The organism is Pantoea sp. DY-15, from assembly GCF_019795935.1.
Taxonomy (GTDB): domain Bacteria; phylum Pseudomonadota; class Gammaproteobacteria; order Enterobacterales; family Enterobacteriaceae; genus Pantoea; species Pantoea leporis.
In genome coordinates this window covers 552,974-573,597 of record NZ_JAIMIF010000004.1, presented here as the reverse complement: position 1 = coordinate 573,597, position 20,624 = coordinate 552,974, and the positions used below count along the sequence as shown (strand labels likewise).

Genomic DNA, 20,624 nt, shown 5'->3' with positions numbered 1-20,624 from the left:
CAGCCGGAGGCGTTTTTTATTGCACCTTTCCGCGCATCGCCTTCACGTTACTGCGCCGCGTTTTACCTTCCAGCCGCCTCACTTTAGAGCCGTGCGTCGGTTTGGTCGCACGCCGCACTTTTTCCACCGTGGTTAACTCCCGAATCAGATTTATCAGCCGCTGCACGGCCGCTTCCCGATTCATTTCCTGGCTGCGATGTTCCTGTGCTTTGATGATCACCACGCCTTCCGCGGTAATCAAATGATGGCTTGCCGCCAGCAGCCGCTCTTTATAAAACGGCGGCAGCGATGAGGCATGAATATCAAATCGCAGGTGAATCGCCGTCGACGTTTTATTCACATGCTGGCCACCGGCACCTTGCGCACGGATGGCACTGAGTTCCACTTCATTATCTGCAAGTGAAAGCGATCGAGACAGCACAATCATCTGTCACCTACCGTTTGGCTCGACGTTGCGTCGCGTAATAACCTGTTCATCAACTTAACCTTTTGTGCGCACGCTGAATGCATAAGACCAGCGCGAAATGTCACTTTTGCCCATTTGCTTGCATCATTCCCGTGACGACCGGGCTGATTTCGATGAAATTCCTGTGATATAGTCGCCTATCATCCAGAGTATCAACTCTGCTGAGGAGGTGTATGTGCAAAAGTATTGTGAGTTAGTTCGCCAGAAGTATGCCGAAATTGGTAGCGGCGACCTTGGGTATGTGCCAGACGCCATAGGTTGTGCGTTGAAGGCTCTCAACGATATTGCCGCTGATTCTGCGCTAAACTCTTCTCTCAGGGAACAAGCAGCGTATGCCGCTGCAAACTTATTGGTGAGCGACTATGTTGACGAATGAAGCCTACAAACCCATCAACTGCGATGATTACGACAACCTTGAACTCGCCTGCCAAAAACACTGGACGCTGTCGTTAGAGTTAAAAAACGGCGATCAGCTCAAGGCGAAAGCCGTGGACATGGTCTCACGTAAAAACGTCGAGTACCTTGCCGTCGATCTCTCAGGCGAGACCCGCGAAGTGCGGCTCGACCACATCGCCAGCTTCACACATCCGGAGCTGGGCACCGTCATCGTCAGCGAAGACGAGTAAAACCTCTCTCGGGCGGGAACCACATCCCGCCCACCTCGCTTAAGGTTTTAACGAACTGTAATACGCTGATAAATCTGCCATATCCTGATCGCTCAATCCCGCCACAAACGCTTTCATCACTTCCGCCTGGCCGCCGCTCCGCTCGCCTTTTTTATAAGCTTGCAGTGAATGGAGCAGATAAGGCGCATGTTGCCCGGCCAGATTGGGATAGAGCGGCACGGCGCTTTTGCCTTCCGCACCGTGACACGCCATGCAGCTTGCCGCTTTTTGCGCGCCCGCGTTCACATCGCCGTCGGCCAACGCCGGCAGCGCCGCAGCGAATAACATCGCTGTCAGCCAAAGTTTCATCATTGCTCTCCATTTTATTGTTGTGGTAACCAGATCGCCTGCCAGCCTTGCTCATGGCTGGCCGCGCCTTCGCGGGTGATAAACAGCCCCGGCGCGCTAATTAGCGTCTGGTTAAAGTAAATCAACGGGATACGTTCACGCAGCCAGGGCGCAATGCCCAGCTCTTGCCACAGCTTCTTCATCTCGCGGCCACCTGCGCGCCCCTGTATATGATAATAACCCTGCGCCTGGAAGCGGATCGTGATCGCTTCATCCGCTGCAGGCTGGCGCAGCTCGGCAATCCACGCATTCGCGTGCAGCGAACCTAAACCAGCGGGTAAATTAAGCGGCTGCGTGCGGTCTTGCCAGGTTAGCAAGTGCTGACTAAGTGATGGCTGCGGCGTTAACCAATAGAGTTGCTGGCGATAGCGGCGTAGCTCAAAAGCGCCGAAGCGCAAACAAGGTTTGGCGTCTTCACGGCTGTTGATGACTTCATCGGTGATACGTTTTAATGCCTCGCGCGAAGGCATCGCGCCGCCTTGTTGAGCAATCCAGCGGCGTAACAGCGCATGACGCCGCGCTTCGCTCATGTTCATTAACGGCGGGAAGTGCAGCGCGCCCTGTGCATCGCTAAGCTGCGCCAGCTGTTCCGCCAGCAACTCGTCGAGCAGTTGCTCCTGCTCGCCACAGAGCGCGGCGCTGCGTGCACTGGCGGCACTGAAGTGCGGCCAGCGTGCCTGCAGCTGCGGCAGAATCTGCTGACGCAGGAAGTTGCGGTCATAGCGGCTATCGGTGTTGCTTTCATCTTCAATCCAGCGCAGTTGATGCTCGGCAGCATAGTTTTCCAGCTGCTGACGGCTAACGTCGAGCAACGGACGCAGATGCCAATGTTCACCCACGCTGCGCTGCAGCGGCATCGCGGCCAAACCCGCCGGTCCGCTGCCGCGTTTTAACGCCAGCAGCAGCGTTTCCGCCTGATCGTCAAGGTGCTGAGCGGTAAGTAAGTGTTCACCGGGTTGCAGATGCTGAAACAGCGCCTGATAGCGTGCTTCGCGGGCAGCCGCTTCAATGCCGTTGGCGCGGCCATCAACCTGCACATGCAGCACTTCACAGGGAATCTGCCACTGCTGGCAAACTTGCTGGCAATGCAGCGCCCAGCTATCGGCATTCGGGCTAAGACCATGATGGACGTGTAACGCGCGCACGCGTAGCGCTGGCTGCTGACGTTGCCAGCAGACCAATTGATGCAGTAGCACGGTGGAATCAAGTCCGCCGCTGAACGCCAGCACATAGCCAGCGTCGGGTGTCAGCAGCGAAGCAAGATGAGATAAAGACATGAGCGCGTTCCGTCCGGGCGAGCCACCGAATTGCGGCTCGCGGCGGACGCTAGTTTACGCCTGATACAGCTCCAGCGGCAAACCATCCGGATCGGGGAAGAAGGTGCAGGCTTTACCGGTTAACGCATCGATACGAATCGGCTCACACGTCACGCCCTTCTCCGCCAGCGCCGCTATGGACTGCTCAACATCCTCAACGCAAAACGCCAGATGACGCAGGCCGCAGGCTTCCGGTCCACTAACGCGTGGTGGCGGCGAGGGGAAAGAGAACAGTTCGATGGTATAAACCCCATTCAGGCCAAGATCGCCTTTCCACGAGTCACGCTCGGCGCGGTAATATTCACCCAACAATTCAAAGCCCAGCACATCACAATAAAACGCCTTACTGCGCTGATAATCGGTGGCAATAATGGCGATGTGATGGATCTGTTTAATCTGCAGCATAGCGACTCCGGTTTTCACATAAGCCGCTTACCCTACGTGGCAAATGCGACGATGAAAAGAGGTGATTGTCCTAAGTTAGCCTTCATCATCTTCACGCAATACGCGCACCAGATAGCGCCCATCGTCCGTCAACGTCGCACCGTGAATGTCGGTCTCGAAGCCGGGATAGTGCCGGCCGATGGTGCATAGCATCAGCAGAAAATCGAGTACGGAACGGCTCTCTTCGGTGATCATCTCGCCCGGCATCACCACCGGCACGCCAGGCGGATACGGCAGAATCATGTTGGCGGAAATGCGCCCCACCAGCTCGCGAATATCCACCGTTTCCACCTGACCTTTTACCTGGCGCTGAAATGCCTGATGCGGCGTCATCTTCATCTCCGGCAGCACGTCGAACGCTTTCAACATCAGGCGCGGCAGATCGTGTTGCAGGATCAACTGATGAATGCCCTGCGCCAGCGTTTGAATACGCATGTTGCGGTAGAAGTCGGGATCTTCAGCGTAGAGATCCGGCAGCATGTTTTTCACCCGCAGGTTGAGATCGTATGCGCGCTTAAACTCCGTCAGCCCACGCAGCACGCTCATCGCTTTTGTTTTATCAATGCCGATGCTGAACAGGAACAGCAGATTGTATGGCCCGGTTTTCTCCACCACGATGCCGCGTTGATCGAGGAACTTCGCCACCAGCGCGGCTGGAATGCCCTCTTCCGCCATGTTACCCAGCTCGCTCATGCCCGGCGTCAGAATGGTGACTTTGATCGGATCGAGATACATATGATCGCGATCGGCATGGGTGAAACCGTGCCAATCCTCCTCGCCCGGCTGGATAGGCCAGCATTCGGCCTGATCGACCTGCTCCGGCTGCCAGATATCAAAGAACCAGCCGTCAGACTCTTCCCGCAAGCGCTGAATCTCACGACGAAAATGCAGCGCACGTTCAACCGAGCGGTTGATCAGTCGCTTACCCGGATTGCCGCGCAGCATCGCCGCCGCGGTTTCAATCGACGAGACAATCGCGTAGCTCGGCGAGGTGGTGGTATGCATCATGTAGGCTTCGTTGAAGGTGTGCTCGTCGTAATCACCTTTGATGTGAATCAGCGAAGCCTGCGAGAACGCCGCCAGCAGTTTGTGCGTCGATTGCGTTTCATAGATCACTTTGCCGGAAATACGATCGCCACTCATGCCGCTTTTACCGGCATAGATCGGATGGAAATTGGTGTACGGCACCCACGCAGAATCAAAGTGGATCGATGGCACATCCAGCGTCTGTTTGATGAACTGCGTGTTGTACAGCAGGCCATCGTAGGTTGAGTTGGTAATCACCGCATGCACCGGCCAGCTGGCACGCGGCGTGCCGTTGACCTTTTGCTGGATGCTGTCACGCGTAAACTCGCGCTGCGGAATGCCGCCCAGAATGCCGAGCGCGTTTCGCGTCGGTTTGAGCCAGATTGGGATGATGTCGCTCATCATCAGCAAATGGGTCAGCGATTTATGGCAGTTGCGGTCAATCAGCACCGTGCTGCCCGATGGAGCCGCATACATGCCGACGATTTTGTTCGAGGTCGAGGTGCCGTTGGTCACCATATAGCTTTGCTCGGCGCCAAAGGTGCGCGCGACGTACTCCTCCGCTTCCAGATGCGGGCCGGTGTGATCGAGCAATGAACCCAATTCCGTGACCGAGATCGAGACATCCGCTTTTAAGGTGTTCGAGCCAAAGAAGTCATAAAACAGGCTGCCCACCGGGCTTTTCTGGAAGGCGCTGCCGCCCATGTGACCCGGCGTGCAGAAGGTGTATTTGCCCTCTTTGACGTAGGTGAACAACGCTTTAGTTAGCGGCGGCGTGATGTTATCGATGTACTCATCGGTGTACTGACGAATATGCAGCGCGATGTCATCGGCAGCGCTCAGGGCATACTCGAAGAAGTGCAGCGCCATGCGCATCTCGTTGATGCTGACATCCATCTGCGAATGGGTGTTGATGAAGGCATAGAGCGGCAGATATTCATTAAGCTGATTGATGTCGCTACACAGCGCCAGACTGTAATCGTCCCAGTCAAAAATCACACCGCAGATACGCGGATTGTGTTCAATCAACTTCAGCAGGTCGCTGGCATTATTGGGGTAAACGGTTTGGAAGCCTTGCAGCTTGAGGGCAGCATCCAGTTCGCGAATAGGCTCATCTTTGTAGAAAGCGCCGTGCAGTCCCATGATCGCAATAATATTCAATGCTCACCTCCTGTGGTGTTGTGGCAATGAATAAGGATAGCGAAAAGCGCGCGCGGATAAACCTGGAATGCTCTGCTGTTGAGCTTCATAGCGCTTTGGGTTGTGTGCTGAGGCCAGAAAAGGTCGCCATTAATGGCGACCCTACGGAAGACGGTGCGGTTTTGTAGGGGCGCCATTTATGGCGACCAATGCGAAATTACCGATCAGCAGACATAAAAAAAGCGGACCGAGGTCCGCTTCTTGCTTAGCTCTGATGTATCAAGCGTAGCCGTAGTTCATCAGGCGCTGATAGCGACGGTTGAGCAACTCTTCGGTGCTCAGCACATCGAGATCGGCCAGATCCGCTAACAGCTGCTGCTTAAGAGAAGCCGCCATGTCTACCGGTTGACGATGCGCGCCGCCCAGCGGCTCAGGAATGATGGAATCGATCAGCTTCAGCTCTTTCAGACGCTCAGCTGTGATACCCATCGCTTCGGCAGCCAGCGGAGCTTTGTCGGCGCTTTTCCACAGGATCGACGCACAACCTTCCGGTGAAATCACCGAATAGGTGCTGTACTGCAGCATGTTCACTTTATCGCCCACGCCGATTGCCAGCGCACCACCGGAACCGCCTTCGCCGATTACGGTACAAATCACCGGAATTTTCAGGCCAGACATTTCACGCAGGTTGCGTGCGATCGCTTCAGACTGACCGCGCTCTTCCGCACCCACGCCCGGATAAGCTCCCGGTGTGTCGATGAAGGTGATCAGCGGCATCTTAAAGCGTTCAGCCATTTCCATCAGACGCAGCGCTTTGCGATAGCCTTCTGGTGCCGGCATACCGAAGTTACGACGGATTTTCTCTTTGGTTTCGCGACCTTTCTGATGACCAATGATCATCACTGGACGACCGTCGAGACGGGCAATACCGCCGACAATCGCTTTATCATCGGCATAAGCACGATCGCCAGCCAGTTCGTCGAAATCATCAAACGCGTTGCGGATATAGTCCAGTGTATAAGGACGCAGCGGATGACGCGCGAGTTGCGCCACTTGCCATGCGCCTAAATCGGAGAAGATTTTACGGGTCAGCTCAACGCTTTTTTCGCGCAGACGCTGCACTTCCTCATCCAAATTAATATCGTGTTTCTCATCCGAACGGCCAATCGATTTTAACGAGTCGATTTTCGCTTCAAGCTCTGCGATTGGCTGTTCAAAATCCAGGTAATTAAGACTCATAATGTTCCTGTTTTAGTCAAACTCCAGTTCCACCTGCTCCGATCCTACTAACGACCGCAAATCGTTGAGTAAACGATCGCTGGGCGAAATACGCCACGCTGCACCAAAGCGTAGCTTCGCTCGCGCATCGGCTCTCTGATAGTAGAGATGCACCGGAATGGTCCCGGAGCGATGAGGCTCCAGAGACTGGCGGAGACGGTTTAAAAGCTGGTCATCAATTTGCCTGTCCGTCAGCGAGATAGCAAGTCCGCGCGCGTATTTTTCCCGCGCTTCGTCGATGTCCATAACTTCTCGAGCGGTCATTTTAAGGCCACCGCTAAAGTCATCAAAGCTGACCTGTCCACTGACGATCAGGATACGGTCCTTCTCCAGCAACTGCTGGTATTTATCTAACGCATCGGTAAATAACATCACTTCAAGACGACCAGAACGATCGTCAATGGTACAAATACCAATTCGGTTGCCGCGTTTAGTGACCATCACGCGGGCGGCAATCACCAGCCCCGCTGCGACGGTTACTTTACCACGATCTGTCGGATGCATGTCTTTCAGCCGCATGCCGCCGACGTAACGCTCAATTTCTTTCAAATACTGATTAATTGGATGGCCGGTAAGATAGAGACCCAAAGTCTCTCGTTCGCCATCCAGTTGAATTTGTTCCGGCCACGGCGTGATGCTGGCGTAGGATTTCTCCACCTGCTCCGGCTCTTCCGCCAACACGCCAAACATATCGGCCTGGCCGATGGCTTCGGCTTTGGCATGTTGATCGGCCGCTTTTAAGGCATCGCCAAGCGCGCTCATCAAGGCCGCGCGATGCGGGCCGAGACGATCGAACGCGCCCGACATGATCAGTTTTTCCATCACGCGACGGTTGATCTTTTTGGTGTCGGTGCGCGCGCAGAGATCAAACAGCTCTTTGAAGTAGCCGCCTTCATTACGCGCATCAATGATCGCTTCGATCGGACCTTCACCCACGCCTTTGATCGCGCCGATGCCGTAAACGATCTCGCCTTCGTCATTGACGTGGAACGGATACAAACCTGAGTTGATGTCTGGCGGCAGAACTTTAAGGCCCATGCGCCAGCATTCGTCGACCAGGCCAACCACTTTCTCGGTGTTATCCATATCGGCGGTCATTACGGCCGCCATAAACTCTGCCGGATAGTGTGCTTTCAGCCACAACGTTTGATAGGAAACCAGCGCGTAAGCGGCGGAGTGCGACTTGTTAAAGCCATAACCGGCGAACTTCTCTACCAGATCGAAGATTTTCATCGACAGTTCGCCGTCGACGCCCATCTTCTCCGCACCATCCCGGAACACCGAACGCTGCTTCGCCATCTCTTCGGGTTTCTTTTTACCCATCGCACGACGCAGCATGTCCGCGCCGCCCAGCGTGTAGCCAGACAGCACCTGCGCAATCTGCATCACCTGTTCCTGATACAGAATGATGCCGTAGGTCGGCTCCAGCACCGGCTTCAGGGTTTCGTGCTGCCACTGAATATCCGGATAAGAGATCTCTTCGCGACCGTGCTTACGGTCAATGAAGTTATCTACCATGCCCGATTGCAGCGGTCCCGGACGGAACAGCGCCACCAGTGCGATCATATCTTCGAAGCAGTCAGGCTTCAGACGTTTGATCAGATCTTTCATGCCGCGCGATTCAAGCTGGAACACCGCCGTGGTTTCCGAGCGCTGCAGCATATCAAAGCTTTTCTTGTCATCCAGCGGAATGGCGGCGATATCAATCGGTGGCAAACCCTGCTTTTCACGGCGCGGGTTAATCATCTTCAGCGCCCAGTCGATGATGGTAAGCGTACGCAGGCCGAGGAAGTCAAACTTCACCAGCCCGGCATATTCCACGTCATTCTTATCAAACTGGGTAACCGGGAATTGCCCGTTTTCATCGCAGTACAGTGGCGCAAAATCGGTGATTTTGGTCGGCGAGATCACCACACCACCAGCATGTTTACCGGCGTTACGCGTGACACCTTCCAGTTTGCGCGCCATGTCGATCAGCGCTTTCACCTCTTCATCAGCCTCGTAGATCTCCGGCAGCTGCGGTTCAGCCAGGAAGGCTTTCTCCAGCGTCATGCCCGGATCCGGCGGGATCAGTTTCGAGATACGATCAACAAAACCGTACGGATGGCCGAGTACGCGGCCCACATCACGGATAACCGCTTTTGCCGCCATGGTACCGAATGTGATGATCTGTGATACCGCATCGCGTCCATACATATCGGCCACGTGGTCGATTACCTGGTCGCGCTTCTCCATGCAGAAGTCGACGTCGAAGTCGGGCATCGAGACACGTTCCGGGTTCAGGAAGCGTTCGAACAGCAGGTCAAACTCCAGCGGATCGATATCGGTAATTTTCAGCGCATACGCCACCAAAGAACCGGCACCCGAACCACGGCCTGGGCCGACGGGAATGCCGTTGTCCTTCGACCACTGGATAAACTCCATCACGATCAGGAAGTAGCCGGGGAAGCCCATCTGGTTGATAACGGTGAGTTCAATCTCCAGACGTTCATCATATTCCACGCGTTTTTCAGCGCGCACCGCCGGATCCGGGAAGAGGAATTCCATACGCTCTTCCAGGCCTTCGCGCGACTTCGCCACGAGGAAGTCTTCGGTGCTCATGTCACCGGTTGGGAACTGCGGCAGGAAATATTCGCCGAGGCGCACCGTAACGTTACAGCGCTTAGCAATCTCTACGCTATTTTCCAGCGCTTCCGGGATGTCCGAGAACAGCTCGCACATCTCCTCTTCACTGCGCATATATTGCTGAGGACTGTAATTGCGCGGACGCTTGGGATCGTCCAGCGTGTAGCCGTCATGAATCGCGACGCGAATTTCATGCGCATCAAAATCTTCTTCATTCAGGAAGCACACTTCGTTGGTGGCAACGACGGGAATGCCTTCGGCAACCGCCAGCTCGACGGCGGCATGCAGATACGCTTCTTCATCGGCGCGACCGGTGCGCATTAATTCGAGGTAATAACGATTCGGGAAGTGTTCCTGATAGAAGCTCAAACACTGCGCTACCATCGCGCTATTGCCGCGCAGCAGGCTGCGGCCGACATCGCCGCGACGTCCGCCCGACAGCAGAATCAGGCCTTCACCCAATTCCAGCAGCCAGTCGCGATCGATGATGGGGCCCGCGATGCCGTAACCGCGCTGATACGCACGCGAAATCAGCAAGGTCAGGTTTTGATAACCGGTGTTATTGGCCGCCAGCAGCGTTAACTGCGTCAGCTCATCGCCCATCAATTCGCTGGCAACCTGGAAGTCAGCACCAATAATCGGCTTGATCCCCGCGCCGTGTGCGCTACCGTAAAAACGCACCAGCCCGCACAGGTTGATGTAATCGGTAATGGCAATCGCCGGCATGCCCAGCGCAGCCGCCTTCTTGACTAAGGGTCCGGTTTTCGCCAGACCATCAACCATGGAGTAATCACTGTGGACGCGCAGATGTATAAAACGAGGTTCAGCCATATCAGTTTCCGGTTAAAACAGCGTCAGGCTATTAAAGCGTAGTTGGCTGGCGGGCTGCCAGCACATCGGCATCAATCAAGGCGTTACGCACCGGCGCAAAGCTGCGACGATGATGAGGTGTGGCGCCGTGCTGCGTCAGCTTTTCCATGTGCAGCGCGGTTGGATAGCCTTTGTGTTGCGCAAAGCCATATTGCGGGAACAGCAAATCCAGCTCGGTCATTTCACGATCGCGCGTGACTTTTGCGATGATCGAGGCGGCACTGATCGCTTGCACCAGGCTATCACCCTTCACCACCGCCTGCGAGGGCATCGGCAGCGCCGGGCAACGGTTACCATCGACCAGTACGAAGTCCGGAGCAATGTGCAAACCCGCGACCGCGCGCTGCATCGCCAGCATAGTAGCGTGCAGAATATTGAGCTGATCGATCTCCTCTGGCTCGGCACGACCAAGGCTCCAGGCCAGCGCCTTCTCTTTGATCTCGTCATACAGCGCCAGACGACGCTTCTCGGAGAGCTTTTTCGAGTCGGCCAGTCCGGCAATCGGGTTGGCGGGATCGAGGATCACCGCCGCCGTGACCACGGCGCCAACCAGCGGGCCGCGCCCTACTTCATCAACGCCAGCAATCCGCTGCGCGTTGGGATAGATAAATTCAGCCATTGATGATCTCCAGTACCGCATCCGCCGCCTGCTCATCGGCATTCCAGCGAATCTGTTGATGCAGTTCGGTGAAGGTTTTCAGTAGCGCTTCGCGCTCAGGGCCAGCGTGCAGTAACGGCTCCAGCGCCGCGGCGAGCGCGTCGGGCTGGCATTCGTCCTGCAGCAACTCTTTCACCAGCTCGCGACCGGCCAGCAGATTTGGCAGGGAAACGTACGGCGTTTTTACCAGACGTTTTGCCAGCCAAAAAGTAGACGGCTTCATGCGATAACCGACCACCATCGGGCATTTCGCCAGCATGCACTCCAGCGCGGCGGTGCCAGACGCAAGAATAGCGGCATCGCTGGCCAGCATCGCCTGACGGCCTTTGCCATCCAGCAAATGCATCGGCAGTTCTGGCGCAACTTGCGCTTTGATCTGCTCAAACTGCGCGCGGCGTTTGGCATTCACCAGCGGCACCACGATTTCCAGCGTGGGATAGCGCTGACGCAGCAGCTGCGCGGCGCGCAGGAAATCGGCGCTGAGCATTTCCACTTCGGCACCGCGACTGCCCGGCAACAAGCCAAGGCAAATCGCCTCGTCAGCAATGCCTAACTCGCGGCGCGCCGCCAGCTTATCGGGCTGCAACGGCATCGCATCAGCCATGGTGTGGCCGATAAAGCGGCACGGCACGTTAAAGCGATCGTAGAAAGCTTTTTCAAACGGCAGAAATGCCAGCACCAGATTGGTGTTGCGGCCGATTTTGAAAACGCGCTTTTGACGCCACGCCCAAACGGAAGGGCTGACGTAATGAATTGTGCGAATGCCCGCGCGCTTAAGGCGACCTTCCAACGTGATATTGAAATCCGGCGCATCAATGCCCACGAACACATCCGGCTTGAGTTCGGTGAAGCGCTGCGTCAGGTCACGACGAATTTTCAGCAGACGCCGCAGGCGTCCCAGCACTTCGACGATGCCCATCACCGCCAGCTCTTCCATCTCATACCAGGCTTCGCAGCCTTCGGCCTGCATCAGCGGACCGGCCACGCCAACAAAGCGCGCATCAGGATGGCGCGCTTTTAACGCACGGATGAGACCTGCACCAAGAATATCGCCGGAGGTTTCTCCGGCGACCAGGGCAATCGTTAGGGGACGCGCTGACATGGATTAACGAATCAATCCACGCGTTGAACGGGCAAAGAAGTCATAGAAAGGCTGCACTTCGCTGTGTTGTTTCGCCAGCTCTTCAATCTCTGGTTTCACTTCATCCAGCGTTTTGCCGCTGCGGTACAGCAGTTTGTACGCGTTGCGAATGGCATGCAGCGCTTCTTTGCTAAAGCCGCGACGCTTCAGACCTTCGATGTTGATACCGTATGGCGTTGCGTGGTTGCCCTGCGCAATGACATAAGGCGGCACATCCTGCGCGACGCCTGAACAACCGCCAACCATCACGTGAGCACCAATGGTGCACCACTGATGTACCGCCGTCATGCCGCCGATAATCGCAAAATCATCAACGGTGACGTGACCGCCCAGCGTGGCATTGTTAGCAAAGATGCAGCGATTACCGATCACGCAGTCATGCGCGATGTGAGCATTCACCATCAGCAGGTTATCGCTGCCGACTTTAGTCACATTGCCGCCCTGCGTAGTGCCACGATGAATGGTGACGCTCTCGCGGATGCGGTTACGATCGCCAATTTCAACGCGCGTCGGTTCGCCCGCATATTTCAGGTCCTGATTCACTTCACCAATGGAAGCGAACTGGTAGATCTGATTGTCTTTGCCGATACGCGTGTGGCCGTTCACCACCACGTGCGATTTGAGTACGGTTCCTTCACCAATTTCCACATTAGCGCCGATAAAGCAGAACGGGCCGATATGAACATTGGCACCGATGACGGCACCCTCTTCAATGACAGAACTGGGATGGATATTGGCGGTTGAATCAATCACTTATTATGCCTCCCGGCTACGGGCACACATCATGGTCGCTTCACAGACAATTTTACCGTCCACGGTCGCCACGCCTTTAAAGCGCGTCAGACCACGACGGGTTTTCTCGAAGGTCACTTCCATGATCATCTGATCGCCCGGCACAACCGGACGTTTGAAACGGGCTTCATCGATACCAGCGAAGTAATAGAGTTCGCCTGGTTCCAGTTTCCCAACGCTTTTGAACGCCAGAATACCGGTCGCTTGCGCCATCGCTTCCAGGATCAGAACGCCTGGGAAAATCGGCTTACCAGGGAAATGTCCCTGGAAAAACGGTTCGTTAACAGAAACGTTCTTCACCGCGCGCAGATATTTATGCTCTTCAAAATCCAGCACGCGATCAACCAGCAAGAAAGGATAGCGGTGTGGCAGCAGTTCTAAAATCTCTTCAATTTTCAGAGTATGCGTTTCAGTAGTCAAAATACTCTTCCTGTCCTAAAAAATCTGATGGCAACAATAACACGGCCTGCACCGATCAAAATGATCTTCCGCAGGCCGCAAATTAGTTCGGGGCGTTTCGCTTTCTTACGATACCTGCTGCCATTCTCGGGTGACCCGAAGGTGGAAGAAAGTACACTTCTTGTTATGAAAGCGAGTAGCGTGGGATGCGTTTAGTCGTCTTTGCCGACCTTACGTTCGATGGCTTTTAAGCGTTTGCTTATTTCATCGATGTTCATCACCAGCGCTGCTGTTTTACGCCAGGTTTTGTTGGGTTGCAGTGGAATACCCGACGAATACACGCCTGGCTCTGTGATAGGGCGCATTACCATGCCCATGCCCGTTACGGTCACTTTGTCACAGATTTCCATATGGCCGTTAATGACGCTGGCGCCGCCGATCATACAGTAACGTCCAATCTTCAGACTACCCGCCATGATCACACCACCCGCAACTGCGGTGTTATCACCAATCACGACGTTGTGCGCAATCTGACACTGGTTATCTATGATAACACCATTGCCGATCAGAGTGTTATCCAGCGCGCCGCGATCGATGGTGGTACAGGCACCAATTTCTACCCGATCACCAATCACTACGGTACCCAGCTGCGGGATTTTCACCCAATTGCCGCGATCGTTAGCATACCCGAAACCATCAGCACCAATGACGGTGCCGGACTGAATCAGACAATCCTGACCAATCTGGATTTCGTGATAAATCGTGACGTTAGCCCACAAACGTGAGCCGCGACCGATACGCGTCTGCTTACCAACAAAACATCCTGCGCCAATAACGACATCGTCACCCAGCTCTACACCGGACTCGATCACCGCATTTGCGCCTACCGAAACGTTGTTACCCAGCTTAGCCGTTGCATCGATCACCGCGCTGGGCGCGATATTCTGCGCGGGCTGCGGCGTTGTGTCCAGCAGTTGTGCCATGCGGGCATAAGTCAGGTAAGGATTTTTCACCACCAGGGCGGCCGTTTTACACCACTCCAGATCCGCTTCCGTCAGCACCACGGCTGAAGCCTGGATAGTAGCGAGCTGCTCGCGGTAGCGGCTGTTTGCAAGAAAAGTGATTTGGCCAGTTGTGGCGGATTGCATAGAAGCAATGCCGGAGATGACGATATCGCCATCTCCGTGCAATTCTGCATCCAACTGCTGGGCTAAATCAGCCAGTCGAATTGATGACATCAATTATTTAACCTGTTTTACAACGTCAGCAGTGATGTCTTTAGCATCAGAAGAAGAGTACAGCACGGCCTGAGAGTCCAGAACCAGATCGTAACCTTCGCTTTTCGCTACAGACTGAACAGCGGTCTGGATTTTAGCCAGCAGCTTGTTACGCTCCTGCATCTGACGAGTTTGGTTGTCTTTGTCAAAAGCCTGTGCTTTTTGTTCAAAGGCAGCACGCTCAGAAGAGATTTGCTTCTCTTTCTTGGTGCGGTCGCTCGCTTTCATGGTCGATGCATTACGCTGCAGATCCTGAATTTCTTGCTGGATCTTCTGCTGCTGAGACTGGAGGTCAGAGGCGCGGCTCTGGAATTCACCTTCAAGCTGTTTAGCAACAGCGGCACGCTGCGGAGACTGCTGGAAAACCTGGCTCAGGTTCACGACGGCAACTTTATCAGCCGCTTGGGCACCCGCAGAAGCAGCTAATGCAACACCCAGAGCAGCAGCACAGAACAACTTTTTCACTATAAACTCCTTACCTCAACGTGTGTGTTTGCAGCGTGCCGCATTATCAGGCAGCACGCGTGCAAGACGGTATTTTCACTTCCCTGCTCAGAGCCTTACCAGGTTTTACCAATGTTAAACTGGAATTGCTCTGACTTGTCTCCCTCGACTTTCTTCATCGGCTGGGCGTATGAGAATACCAGCGGTCCTAACGGTGACATCCACTGCAGTGCCACACCGGCAGAGACGCGAATGTTATTAGGATCGCTGTAATCTGGCACACCCGCCGCGCGTGTTTCCGCGGTGTTCTGCCATTTAGTATCCCAAACGGTACCGGCATCCATAAACACCGAGGTACGCACGGAATTCGCATACTTCTCGCTCAGGAACGGCGTTGGCGTGATCAGCTCAAGGCTGGCAATCGCCATGGCGTTACCACCGACCGCATCATCCGACTTACAGACGCCGTTTGGATCAGAGATATTACAGGTTGACGAGCCATCGTTCAGATACGCAGCTTTAGGACCAATGGTATTGGACTGGAAGCCACGAACCGTGCTCGAACCACCGCCGTAGAAGTTCTCATAGAACGGCATCTCTTTTCCATTAAGTCCGTCACCATATCCAACACGGCCACGGCCTAACACCACCCACGTACCATCGCGGTTCAGCGGCACATATTGCTGGCTATCCAACGTCGCTTTGTAGAACGCGTTATCAGAGCCTGGAATCGTCACTTTACCGTTCAGGTTGGTACGGTTACCGCGCGTTGGGAAGAAGCCACGGTCTAAGGTGTTATAGGTCCAACCGTAGTTGAAGGTGAAGTCATCTGCAGAGAAATCACCGTCATCGTTCAAGCCTTGATGGCGACCGACCGAATCCAGATAACGCCACATTGCAACCTGTGGACGCATGTTGGACAGGTCGTTATGCACGTAACCTAAACCAACACGCAGCGTGTTATTTTCGTTAACCGGGAAGCCCAGCGTACCGTCGAGACCATAACTTTTGTTGGTATAGTCAGACAGATCCGCGTTATCGGCCTTAAAGTCGTTGTAGAACAAACGACCGCCAAGGCTCACACCGTCAACCGTGAAGTACGGATCGGTTAGTGAGAACTCAGCATAGGTCTGGTAATCGTTTTTGGTACCGCTAAGGCCAACGGTGTTACCGGTGCCGAGCCAGTTTTCCTGAGTCACGCCCACCTGGAAACTGACGCCACTTTCAGTACCGTAACCGACACCAAAGTTGAAGGTACCGGTGTTACGCTCTTTCACCTTGTAGACCACATCAACCTGATCCGGTGCACCCGGAACACGTTGCGTATCCACATCTACGGTTTCGAAGTAACCGGTACGATTCAGACGCTCTTTACCCTGATCGACGAGGTCGCTGCCCAACCAGGCACCTTCCATCTGACGCATTTCACGGCGCAGCACTGAATCTTTTGAGGTGTCGTTACCTTCAAAGCGCACTTTACGCACGTAGTAACGGTTGCCCGCATCCACGTTGATGTGCAGCTTGACGGTTTTGTCAGCATCGTTGATTTCTGGCTGCGTCATTACGCGCGGATAGGCGTAACCGTAGCGACCCAGCAATTTCTTGATGTCATCTTCCATCTGGGTGACTTTGGTGCCGTTATACAGCTCACCCGCTGGAATTCTGGTCATCTTTTCGATTTCAGCAGAATGGCCCGCCATGCTGCCGTTCACGATCACGCCGGCAATCTTGTACTGATCGCCTTCGTTGATGTTCACGGTGATGTAGATGCCTTTCTTATCTGGCGTCAGGCTCACCTGCGTGGAATCGATGTTGAAACGCGCATAACCGCGATCCAGATAGAAGCTGCGCAGGGTTTCGAGATCGCCCGCTAACTTCTGTTTCTGGTATTTACGATCGCCCACCACGTTCCACCACGGCACTTCGTCACGCAGTGAGAAGCGCGAGATCAGTTCGTCAGAGCTAAATGCTTTATTACCGACGATGTTGATCTGCTGGATCTGCGCTGAAACGCCTTCCTGGAAGACGAACTTTAGATCCACACGGTTGCGCGGCAGCGGCGTAGCAATCGCTTTGACGCTGGCGGTGTATTTACCGACGCTGTAGTAGAAGTCTTCCAGGCCCTTCTCGATTGAAGAGAGCGTGGTGCGGTCCAGCGCTTCGCCAACGCGAACGCCAGACGCTTCGAGGTTCTGTTTCAGCTGATCTTCTTTCACCGCTTTGTTGCCGGAGAAAGTGATGTTGGCAATGGTTGGACGCTCTTTTACCTGAACAATCAGGGTTGTACCGTCACGCAGAACCTGCACATCTTCAAAGTTACCGGTGGCGAACAGTGAGCGAATGGTGTTTCTGACGTCATCGTCATTCACCGTATCACCGACACGTACCGGCATGCTGAGCAGAGCCGCGCCGACGGCGACTCGCTGGAGACCTTCGAAATGAATGTCCTTCACTACGAAATCGTCTGCACCGTAAACGGTGGCGCTGCTAAACAGCAGCGACGCTATGAGCAACTTTTTCATCGCCATCGTTGTTATGCGTTTTCCTAACACATCCCGCGCCTGTATGCGTTCCAGCTATTACAGACGAGAGAAATCATTGAAAAGTGCAAGCCCCATTAACAGCACTAGCAAGATTGAGCCAATGCGATAACTAAAGTCCTGAACTCGCTCGGACACCGGTCCACCTTTGATCTTTTCGATCGCCAGAAAGAGCAGATGACCACCATCTAAAACCGGCAGAGGGAACAGGTTAATGATGCCCAGGTTGACGCTGATCAGCGCCAGGAACATCAGGTAATAAATCACCCCGTACTCAGCTGATAACCCGGCACCCTGCGCGATCGAAATCGGCCCGCTCAGGTTATTCAGCTTCACATCCCCGATTATCAACTTGCCCAGCATGGAGACTGTTAGCTTCATCAACTGCCAGGTTTTTACACTGGCTTCGCCGATCGCCGCAAAAGGTCCATACTGCCTTACCGTTTTGTACTCATCAGGCAGCGGAATCACACGCGGGATGACACCCGCGAAGCCTTCCGCTTCATTGCCCGGTTTCGCTTCCGGCGTTAACGTCAACGCCACAGGTTCGCCGTTGCGCTCGATATCTAGCGCCATGTTTTTGCCCGGATTATCCCGCACCTGTGCCGCAAAAGCCTGCCACTGTGACAATGGCTGACCATCGACTTTAACGATCCTATCGCCCGCTTGCAAACCAGCATTGCTTGCCGGTGAGTTTGCCTGAACTTCAGCTAAGGTCGTTTCAATCTGCGGCCCACGTGGACGAATACCTAAAGCGACCACCGGATCCTGTTTATCAGGCTCAAATTGCCAATCGCGCAAATTTAATTGCTTTTGCTGCGTGGCTTCTTCGCCAAATTGCGAGACGGTAAGCGTGGCATCGCTGTCGCCGATTTTACCGATCAGCGCCATACGCACAGCATCCCAATCAGGCGTTTCGATACCATCTACCGCTTTAAGTTCCATGCCGGAGGTAATTTGCGCTTCGGCAGCGACGGAACCGTTCAGAATTTCACCAACTACAGGACGCACACCTGGCACGCCGTGAATAAACACGACCCAGTAAGCAAAGATGGCGAAGATGAAGTTGGCGATAGGACCGGCTGCGATAATCGAAGCACGCTGCAGCACGGTTTTGTTATTGAAGGCTTGATGACGCAGTTCGGCGGGAACGCTTTCCACGCGTTCGTCGAGCATTTTGACGTAGCCGCCAAGAGGGATCAGCGCGATGACATATTCGGTGCCCTGACGATCGCTGCGACGCCACAGCGCTTTACCGAAGCCAATCGAGAAACGTTCAACTTTAACACCGCAGCGGCGCGCCACCCAGAAATGGCCAAACTCGTGCACGGTAATTAGCACGCCAAGCGCCACGATAAAGGCGGCAAAACTCCAGAGTATACTCAACATCGCCAGCTATCCTCAGAGGGTGCGAAACACCAACAGCAGCAGGCAGGCAAACACCGGCACCGCAGCAGTCAGGCTATCAATACGATCGAGAATACCACCGTGCCCCGGAATCAAGTTACCGCTGTCTTTAATGCCCGCTTCACGCTTGAACATACTTTCTGTCAGGTCGCCCAATACCGATGCCAGCGTTGCAATCACCGCACAGATAATCAGCGTGCCCGGCGCCACCGAAAGCGGTGCCAGCAGAGCAAACAGCCAGGCGATGATGGCAGATGACAACAGGCCACCGAAGAAACCTTCCCAGGTTTTACCCGGAGAGACTTTCGGTGCCAGCTTGTGTTTGCCAAACAGACGACCAAACATGTAAGCACCGGAATCTGCGCCCCAGACGAGGAACATCACGAACAGCAGCCACCATGCGCCGGCGAAATGATCGGTATCGTAATGATACTGACGCAGCGCCATCATGCCCCAGAAGAACGGTATCAAGGTGAGCACGCCAAACAGCAGGCGCAGCGTACGTGAGTGACGCCACAACGCGGCAGAAGCGGGATAGAACAGTACTAAGATGAGCGCGACAATCCACCACAATAGCGATGCCCAGAGCGAGCCTTCCATCTGGAATTGGTGCAGATTGCGTTGATAGGGTTCAAGGGTAAAGAGCATCGCGGACAGCAACAGGCCGCAAAGCACGGCCAGCCAGATACGTTGCTGACGCGTTTTCATGCCAGCAAACTGCCCCCATTCCCAGGCGGCAAGCATGCAGATGATGATAGTGATAATCGCAAAACCGGACAGGGGTAACCAGAACAGTGCAGCGATCACCAGCGGAATCAAAATTAACGCGGTAATCAGACGAGACTTCAGCAAAGGTTACCCCCAAATTGCTTAGGCGCCGCCTGGTGCAGTACCGCCATAGCGTCGCTCCCGCGTAGAGAATGCATTCAGTGCACCTTCAAAAACGTTTTCATCAAAATCAGGCCAAAGAACATCGGTAAACCAAAACTCAGCATAGGCGATTTGCCACAGCAGGAAGTTGCTAATCCGATGCTCTCCCCCGGTCCTTATCACTAAATCCACTGGCGCCAGCTCCTGCATACACAAATACGGAGCCAGGCTTTCTTCGGTAATCTGGTCAGGACGCAGTAAACCTTCCTGAACCTGTTCGGCCAATTTTCTGGCACCCTGGATAATATCCCAACGGCCGCCATAGTTGGCAGCAATGTTAAGGGTCAGTCCATTATTTTGCTGAGTCAGTTCCTCGGCGCGGCGAATGCGTTCCTGAATACGGTTATTGAAACGACTGATATCACCAATAATGCGCAGACGCACATTGTGCTTGTGCAGGCTTTTGACTTCGCTGTCGAGCGCCCAGACAAACAACTCCATTAACGCTGTCACTTCCTGAATCGGACGGCTCCAGTTTTCACTGCTGAACGCATAAAGCGTGAGCGCTTCCAGTTTATGGCTGACCGCAAAGCTGACAGCCCGGCGTACTGATTTTACCCCGGCTTTGTGGCCTGAAATACGCAGTTTGCCCTGATTTTTTGCCCAGCGACCATTACCATCCATAATGATGGCCACGTGACGTGGCGTGCAGTACGACTCGTCATCGATTGTGTTGTGATTGTTGGACAACATAACGCGTAATAATTCCTTTCATCAGAAATGCTGTGGTTTCTGAATACATTGCGCCTGCAGCAAACTCCGGCAAACACGCCAGATGACATCGAAACAATGTCGGGCTGTGAAACGCGAGCGAGCGACTATACCATTTTCACCCAGAGCGAACAAATAGCGGGAACT

19 protein-coding genes are annotated in these 20,624 nt (G+C 54.4%); 2 read left to right on the top strand and 17 right to left on the bottom strand.

What is annotated here, in order from left to right; all coding sequences use genetic code 11:
- Positions 1-16: 16 nt before the first annotated feature.
- Complete coding sequence (arfB, locus tag K5Y32_RS17720) at positions 17-427, bottom strand: alternative ribosome rescue aminoacyl-tRNA hydrolase ArfB (RefSeq protein ID WP_101762033.1); 411 nt, start codon at positions 425-427, stop codon at positions 17-19.
- A 214-nt stretch (positions 428-641) separates the two neighbouring features.
- On the opposite strand from arfB, the gene K5Y32_RS17715 reads away from it, so the two are divergent.
- Entirely contained in the window at positions 642-842 is a 201-nt protein-coding gene (locus tag K5Y32_RS17715) for a YaeP family protein (protein WP_036622231.1), read from the top strand.
- Entirely contained in the window at positions 829-1,092 is a 264-nt protein-coding gene (gene rof, locus K5Y32_RS17710) for a Rho-binding antiterminator (RefSeq protein WP_210080832.1), read from the top strand. Before K5Y32_RS17715 ends, rof begins: the two co-directional genes overlap by 14 nt.
- A gap of 39 nt (positions 1,093-1,131) precedes the next feature.
- On the opposite strand, the gene K5Y32_RS17705 is transcribed toward rof, so the two are convergent.
- From K5Y32_RS17705 to ispU, 16 genes are all read right to left on the bottom strand, one after another.
- Entirely contained in the window at positions 1,132-1,440 is a 309-nt protein-coding gene (locus K5Y32_RS17705) for a cytochrome c (RefSeq protein ID WP_222185316.1), read from the bottom strand.
- 14 nt (positions 1,441-1,454) lie between these two features.
- On the bottom strand, positions 1,455-2,756 hold the full coding sequence (gene tilS / locus K5Y32_RS17700) for a tRNA lysidine(34) synthetase TilS (protein WP_222185306.1): 1,302 nt from the start codon (positions 2,754-2,756) through the stop codon (positions 1,455-1,457).
- Between the two features lie 54 nt (positions 2,757-2,810).
- Positions 2,811-3,200, bottom strand: coding sequence for a VOC family protein (locus K5Y32_RS17695; RefSeq protein ID WP_008108470.1), 390 nt, complete (start codon positions 3,198-3,200; stop codon positions 2,811-2,813).
- A gap of 75 nt (positions 3,201-3,275) precedes the next feature.
- Positions 3,276-5,426: a lysine decarboxylase LdcC gene (locus tag K5Y32_RS17690; RefSeq protein WP_222185305.1), complete on the bottom strand. Its 2,151-nt coding sequence runs from the start codon at positions 5,424-5,426 to the stop codon at positions 3,276-3,278.
- Between the two features lie 258 nt (positions 5,427-5,684).
- Positions 5,685-6,644 (bottom strand): acetyl-CoA carboxylase carboxyl transferase subunit alpha, encoded by a 960-nt coding sequence (gene accA, locus K5Y32_RS17685; protein WP_101762038.1) that lies wholly within the window; start codon positions 6,642-6,644, stop codon positions 5,685-5,687.
- 12 nt (positions 6,645-6,656) lie between these two features.
- Positions 6,657-10,139 carry a DNA polymerase III subunit alpha gene (gene dnaE, locus K5Y32_RS17680; protein ID WP_101762039.1) on the bottom strand — a complete coding sequence of 1,161 codons (3,483 nt, stop codon included), beginning with the start codon at positions 10,137-10,139 and terminating at the stop codon, positions 6,657-6,659.
- A gap of 31 nt (positions 10,140-10,170) precedes the next feature.
- Positions 10,171-10,797, bottom strand: a complete 627-nt coding sequence (gene rnhB, locus K5Y32_RS17675) for a ribonuclease HII (protein ID WP_222185304.1) — start codon at positions 10,795-10,797, stop codon at positions 10,171-10,173.
- Positions 10,790-11,938, bottom strand: coding sequence for a lipid-A-disaccharide synthase (gene lpxB, locus K5Y32_RS17670; protein ID WP_101762041.1), 1,149 nt, complete (start codon positions 11,936-11,938; stop codon positions 10,790-10,792). The genes rnhB and lpxB overlap by 8 nt, the downstream gene beginning before the upstream one ends.
- A gap of 3 nt (positions 11,939-11,941) precedes the next feature.
- Positions 11,942-12,730, bottom strand: a complete 789-nt coding sequence (lpxA, locus tag K5Y32_RS17665) for an acyl-ACP--UDP-N-acetylglucosamine O-acyltransferase (protein WP_101762042.1) — start codon at positions 12,728-12,730, stop codon at positions 11,942-11,944.
- A 3-nt stretch (positions 12,731-12,733) separates the two neighbouring features.
- Entirely contained in the window at positions 12,734-13,189 is a 456-nt protein-coding gene (fabZ, locus tag K5Y32_RS17660) for a 3-hydroxyacyl-ACP dehydratase FabZ (protein WP_007893924.1), read from the bottom strand.
- Positions 13,190-13,380: 191 nt separating this feature from the next.
- A complete protein-coding gene (lpxD, locus tag K5Y32_RS17655) occupies positions 13,381-14,406 on the bottom strand; it encodes a UDP-3-O-(3-hydroxymyristoyl)glucosamine N-acyltransferase (RefSeq protein WP_110867574.1) in 1,026 nt (341 codons plus the stop codon).
- A 3-nt stretch (positions 14,407-14,409) separates the two neighbouring features.
- Positions 14,410-14,910 carry an OmpH family outer membrane protein gene (locus K5Y32_RS17650; protein WP_007893920.1) on the bottom strand — a complete coding sequence of 167 codons (501 nt, stop codon included), beginning with the start codon at positions 14,908-14,910 and terminating at the stop codon, positions 14,410-14,412.
- A gap of 95 nt (positions 14,911-15,005) precedes the next feature.
- Entirely contained in the window at positions 15,006-17,417 is a 2,412-nt protein-coding gene (gene bamA / locus K5Y32_RS17645) for an outer membrane protein assembly factor BamA (RefSeq protein ID WP_222185315.1), read from the bottom strand.
- 51 nt (positions 17,418-17,468) lie between these two features.
- Positions 17,469-18,818, bottom strand: coding sequence for a sigma E protease regulator RseP (gene rseP, locus K5Y32_RS17640; protein WP_101762045.1), 1,350 nt, complete (start codon positions 18,816-18,818; stop codon positions 17,469-17,471).
- 12 nt (positions 18,819-18,830) lie between these two features.
- A complete protein-coding gene (cdsA, locus tag K5Y32_RS17635; RefSeq protein ID WP_101762046.1) occupies positions 18,831-19,688 on the bottom strand; it encodes a phosphatidate cytidylyltransferase in 858 nt (285 codons plus the stop codon).
- Between the two features lie 18 nt (positions 19,689-19,706).
- Positions 19,707-20,459: a (2E,6E)-farnesyl-diphosphate-specific ditrans,polycis-undecaprenyl-diphosphate synthase gene (gene ispU, locus K5Y32_RS17630; RefSeq protein WP_222185303.1), complete on the bottom strand. Its 753-nt coding sequence runs from the start codon at positions 20,457-20,459 to the stop codon at positions 19,707-19,709.
- Between the last annotated feature and the right edge of the window lie 165 nt (positions 20,460-20,624).

What these genes read in the sequence shown, in the direction of transcription:
- rnhB (WP_222185304.1), bottom strand. Translation starts at nt 10,797, where the DNA reads ATGGCTGAATTTATCTATCCCAACGCGCAGCGGATTGCTGGCGTTGAT.
- rof (WP_210080832.1), top strand. Translation starts at nt 829, where the DNA reads ATGTTGACGAATGAAGCCTACAAACCCATCAACTGCGATGATTACGAC.
- dnaE (WP_101762039.1), bottom strand. Translation starts at nt 10,139, where the DNA reads ATGGCTGAACCTCGTTTTATACATCTGCGCGTCCACAGTGATTACTCC.
- lpxD (WP_110867574.1), bottom strand. Translation starts at nt 14,406, where the DNA reads ATGTCATCAATTCGACTGGCTGATTTAGCCCAGCAGTTGGATGCAGAA.
- arfB (WP_101762033.1), bottom strand. Translation starts at nt 427, where the DNA reads ATGATTGTGCTGTCTCGATCGCTTTCACTTGCAGATAATGAAGTGGAA.
- K5Y32_RS17705 (WP_222185316.1), bottom strand. Translation starts at nt 1,440, where the DNA reads ATGAAACTTTGGCTGACAGCGATGTTATTCGCTGCGGCGCTGCCGGCG.
- K5Y32_RS17695 (WP_008108470.1), bottom strand. Translation starts at nt 3,200, where the DNA reads ATGCTGCAGATTAAACAGATCCATCACATCGCCATTATTGCCACCGAT.
- rseP (WP_101762045.1), bottom strand. Translation starts at nt 18,818, where the DNA reads ATGTTGAGTATACTCTGGAGTTTTGCCGCCTTTATCGTGGCGCTTGGC.
- bamA (WP_222185315.1), bottom strand. Translation starts at nt 17,417, where the DNA reads ATGGCGATGAAAAAGTTGCTCATAGCGTCGCTGCTGTTTAGCAGCGCC.
- ispU (WP_222185303.1), bottom strand. Translation starts at nt 20,459, where the DNA reads ATGTTGTCCAACAATCACAACACAATCGATGACGAGTCGTACTGCACG.
- accA (WP_101762038.1), bottom strand. Translation starts at nt 6,644, where the DNA reads ATGAGTCTTAATTACCTGGATTTTGAACAGCCAATCGCAGAGCTTGAA.
- tilS (WP_222185306.1), bottom strand. Translation starts at nt 2,756, where the DNA reads ATGTCTTTATCTCATCTTGCTTCGCTGCTGACACCCGACGCTGGCTAT.
- lpxB (WP_101762041.1), bottom strand. Translation starts at nt 11,938, where the DNA reads ATGTCAGCGCGTCCCCTAACGATTGCCCTGGTCGCCGGAGAAACCTCC.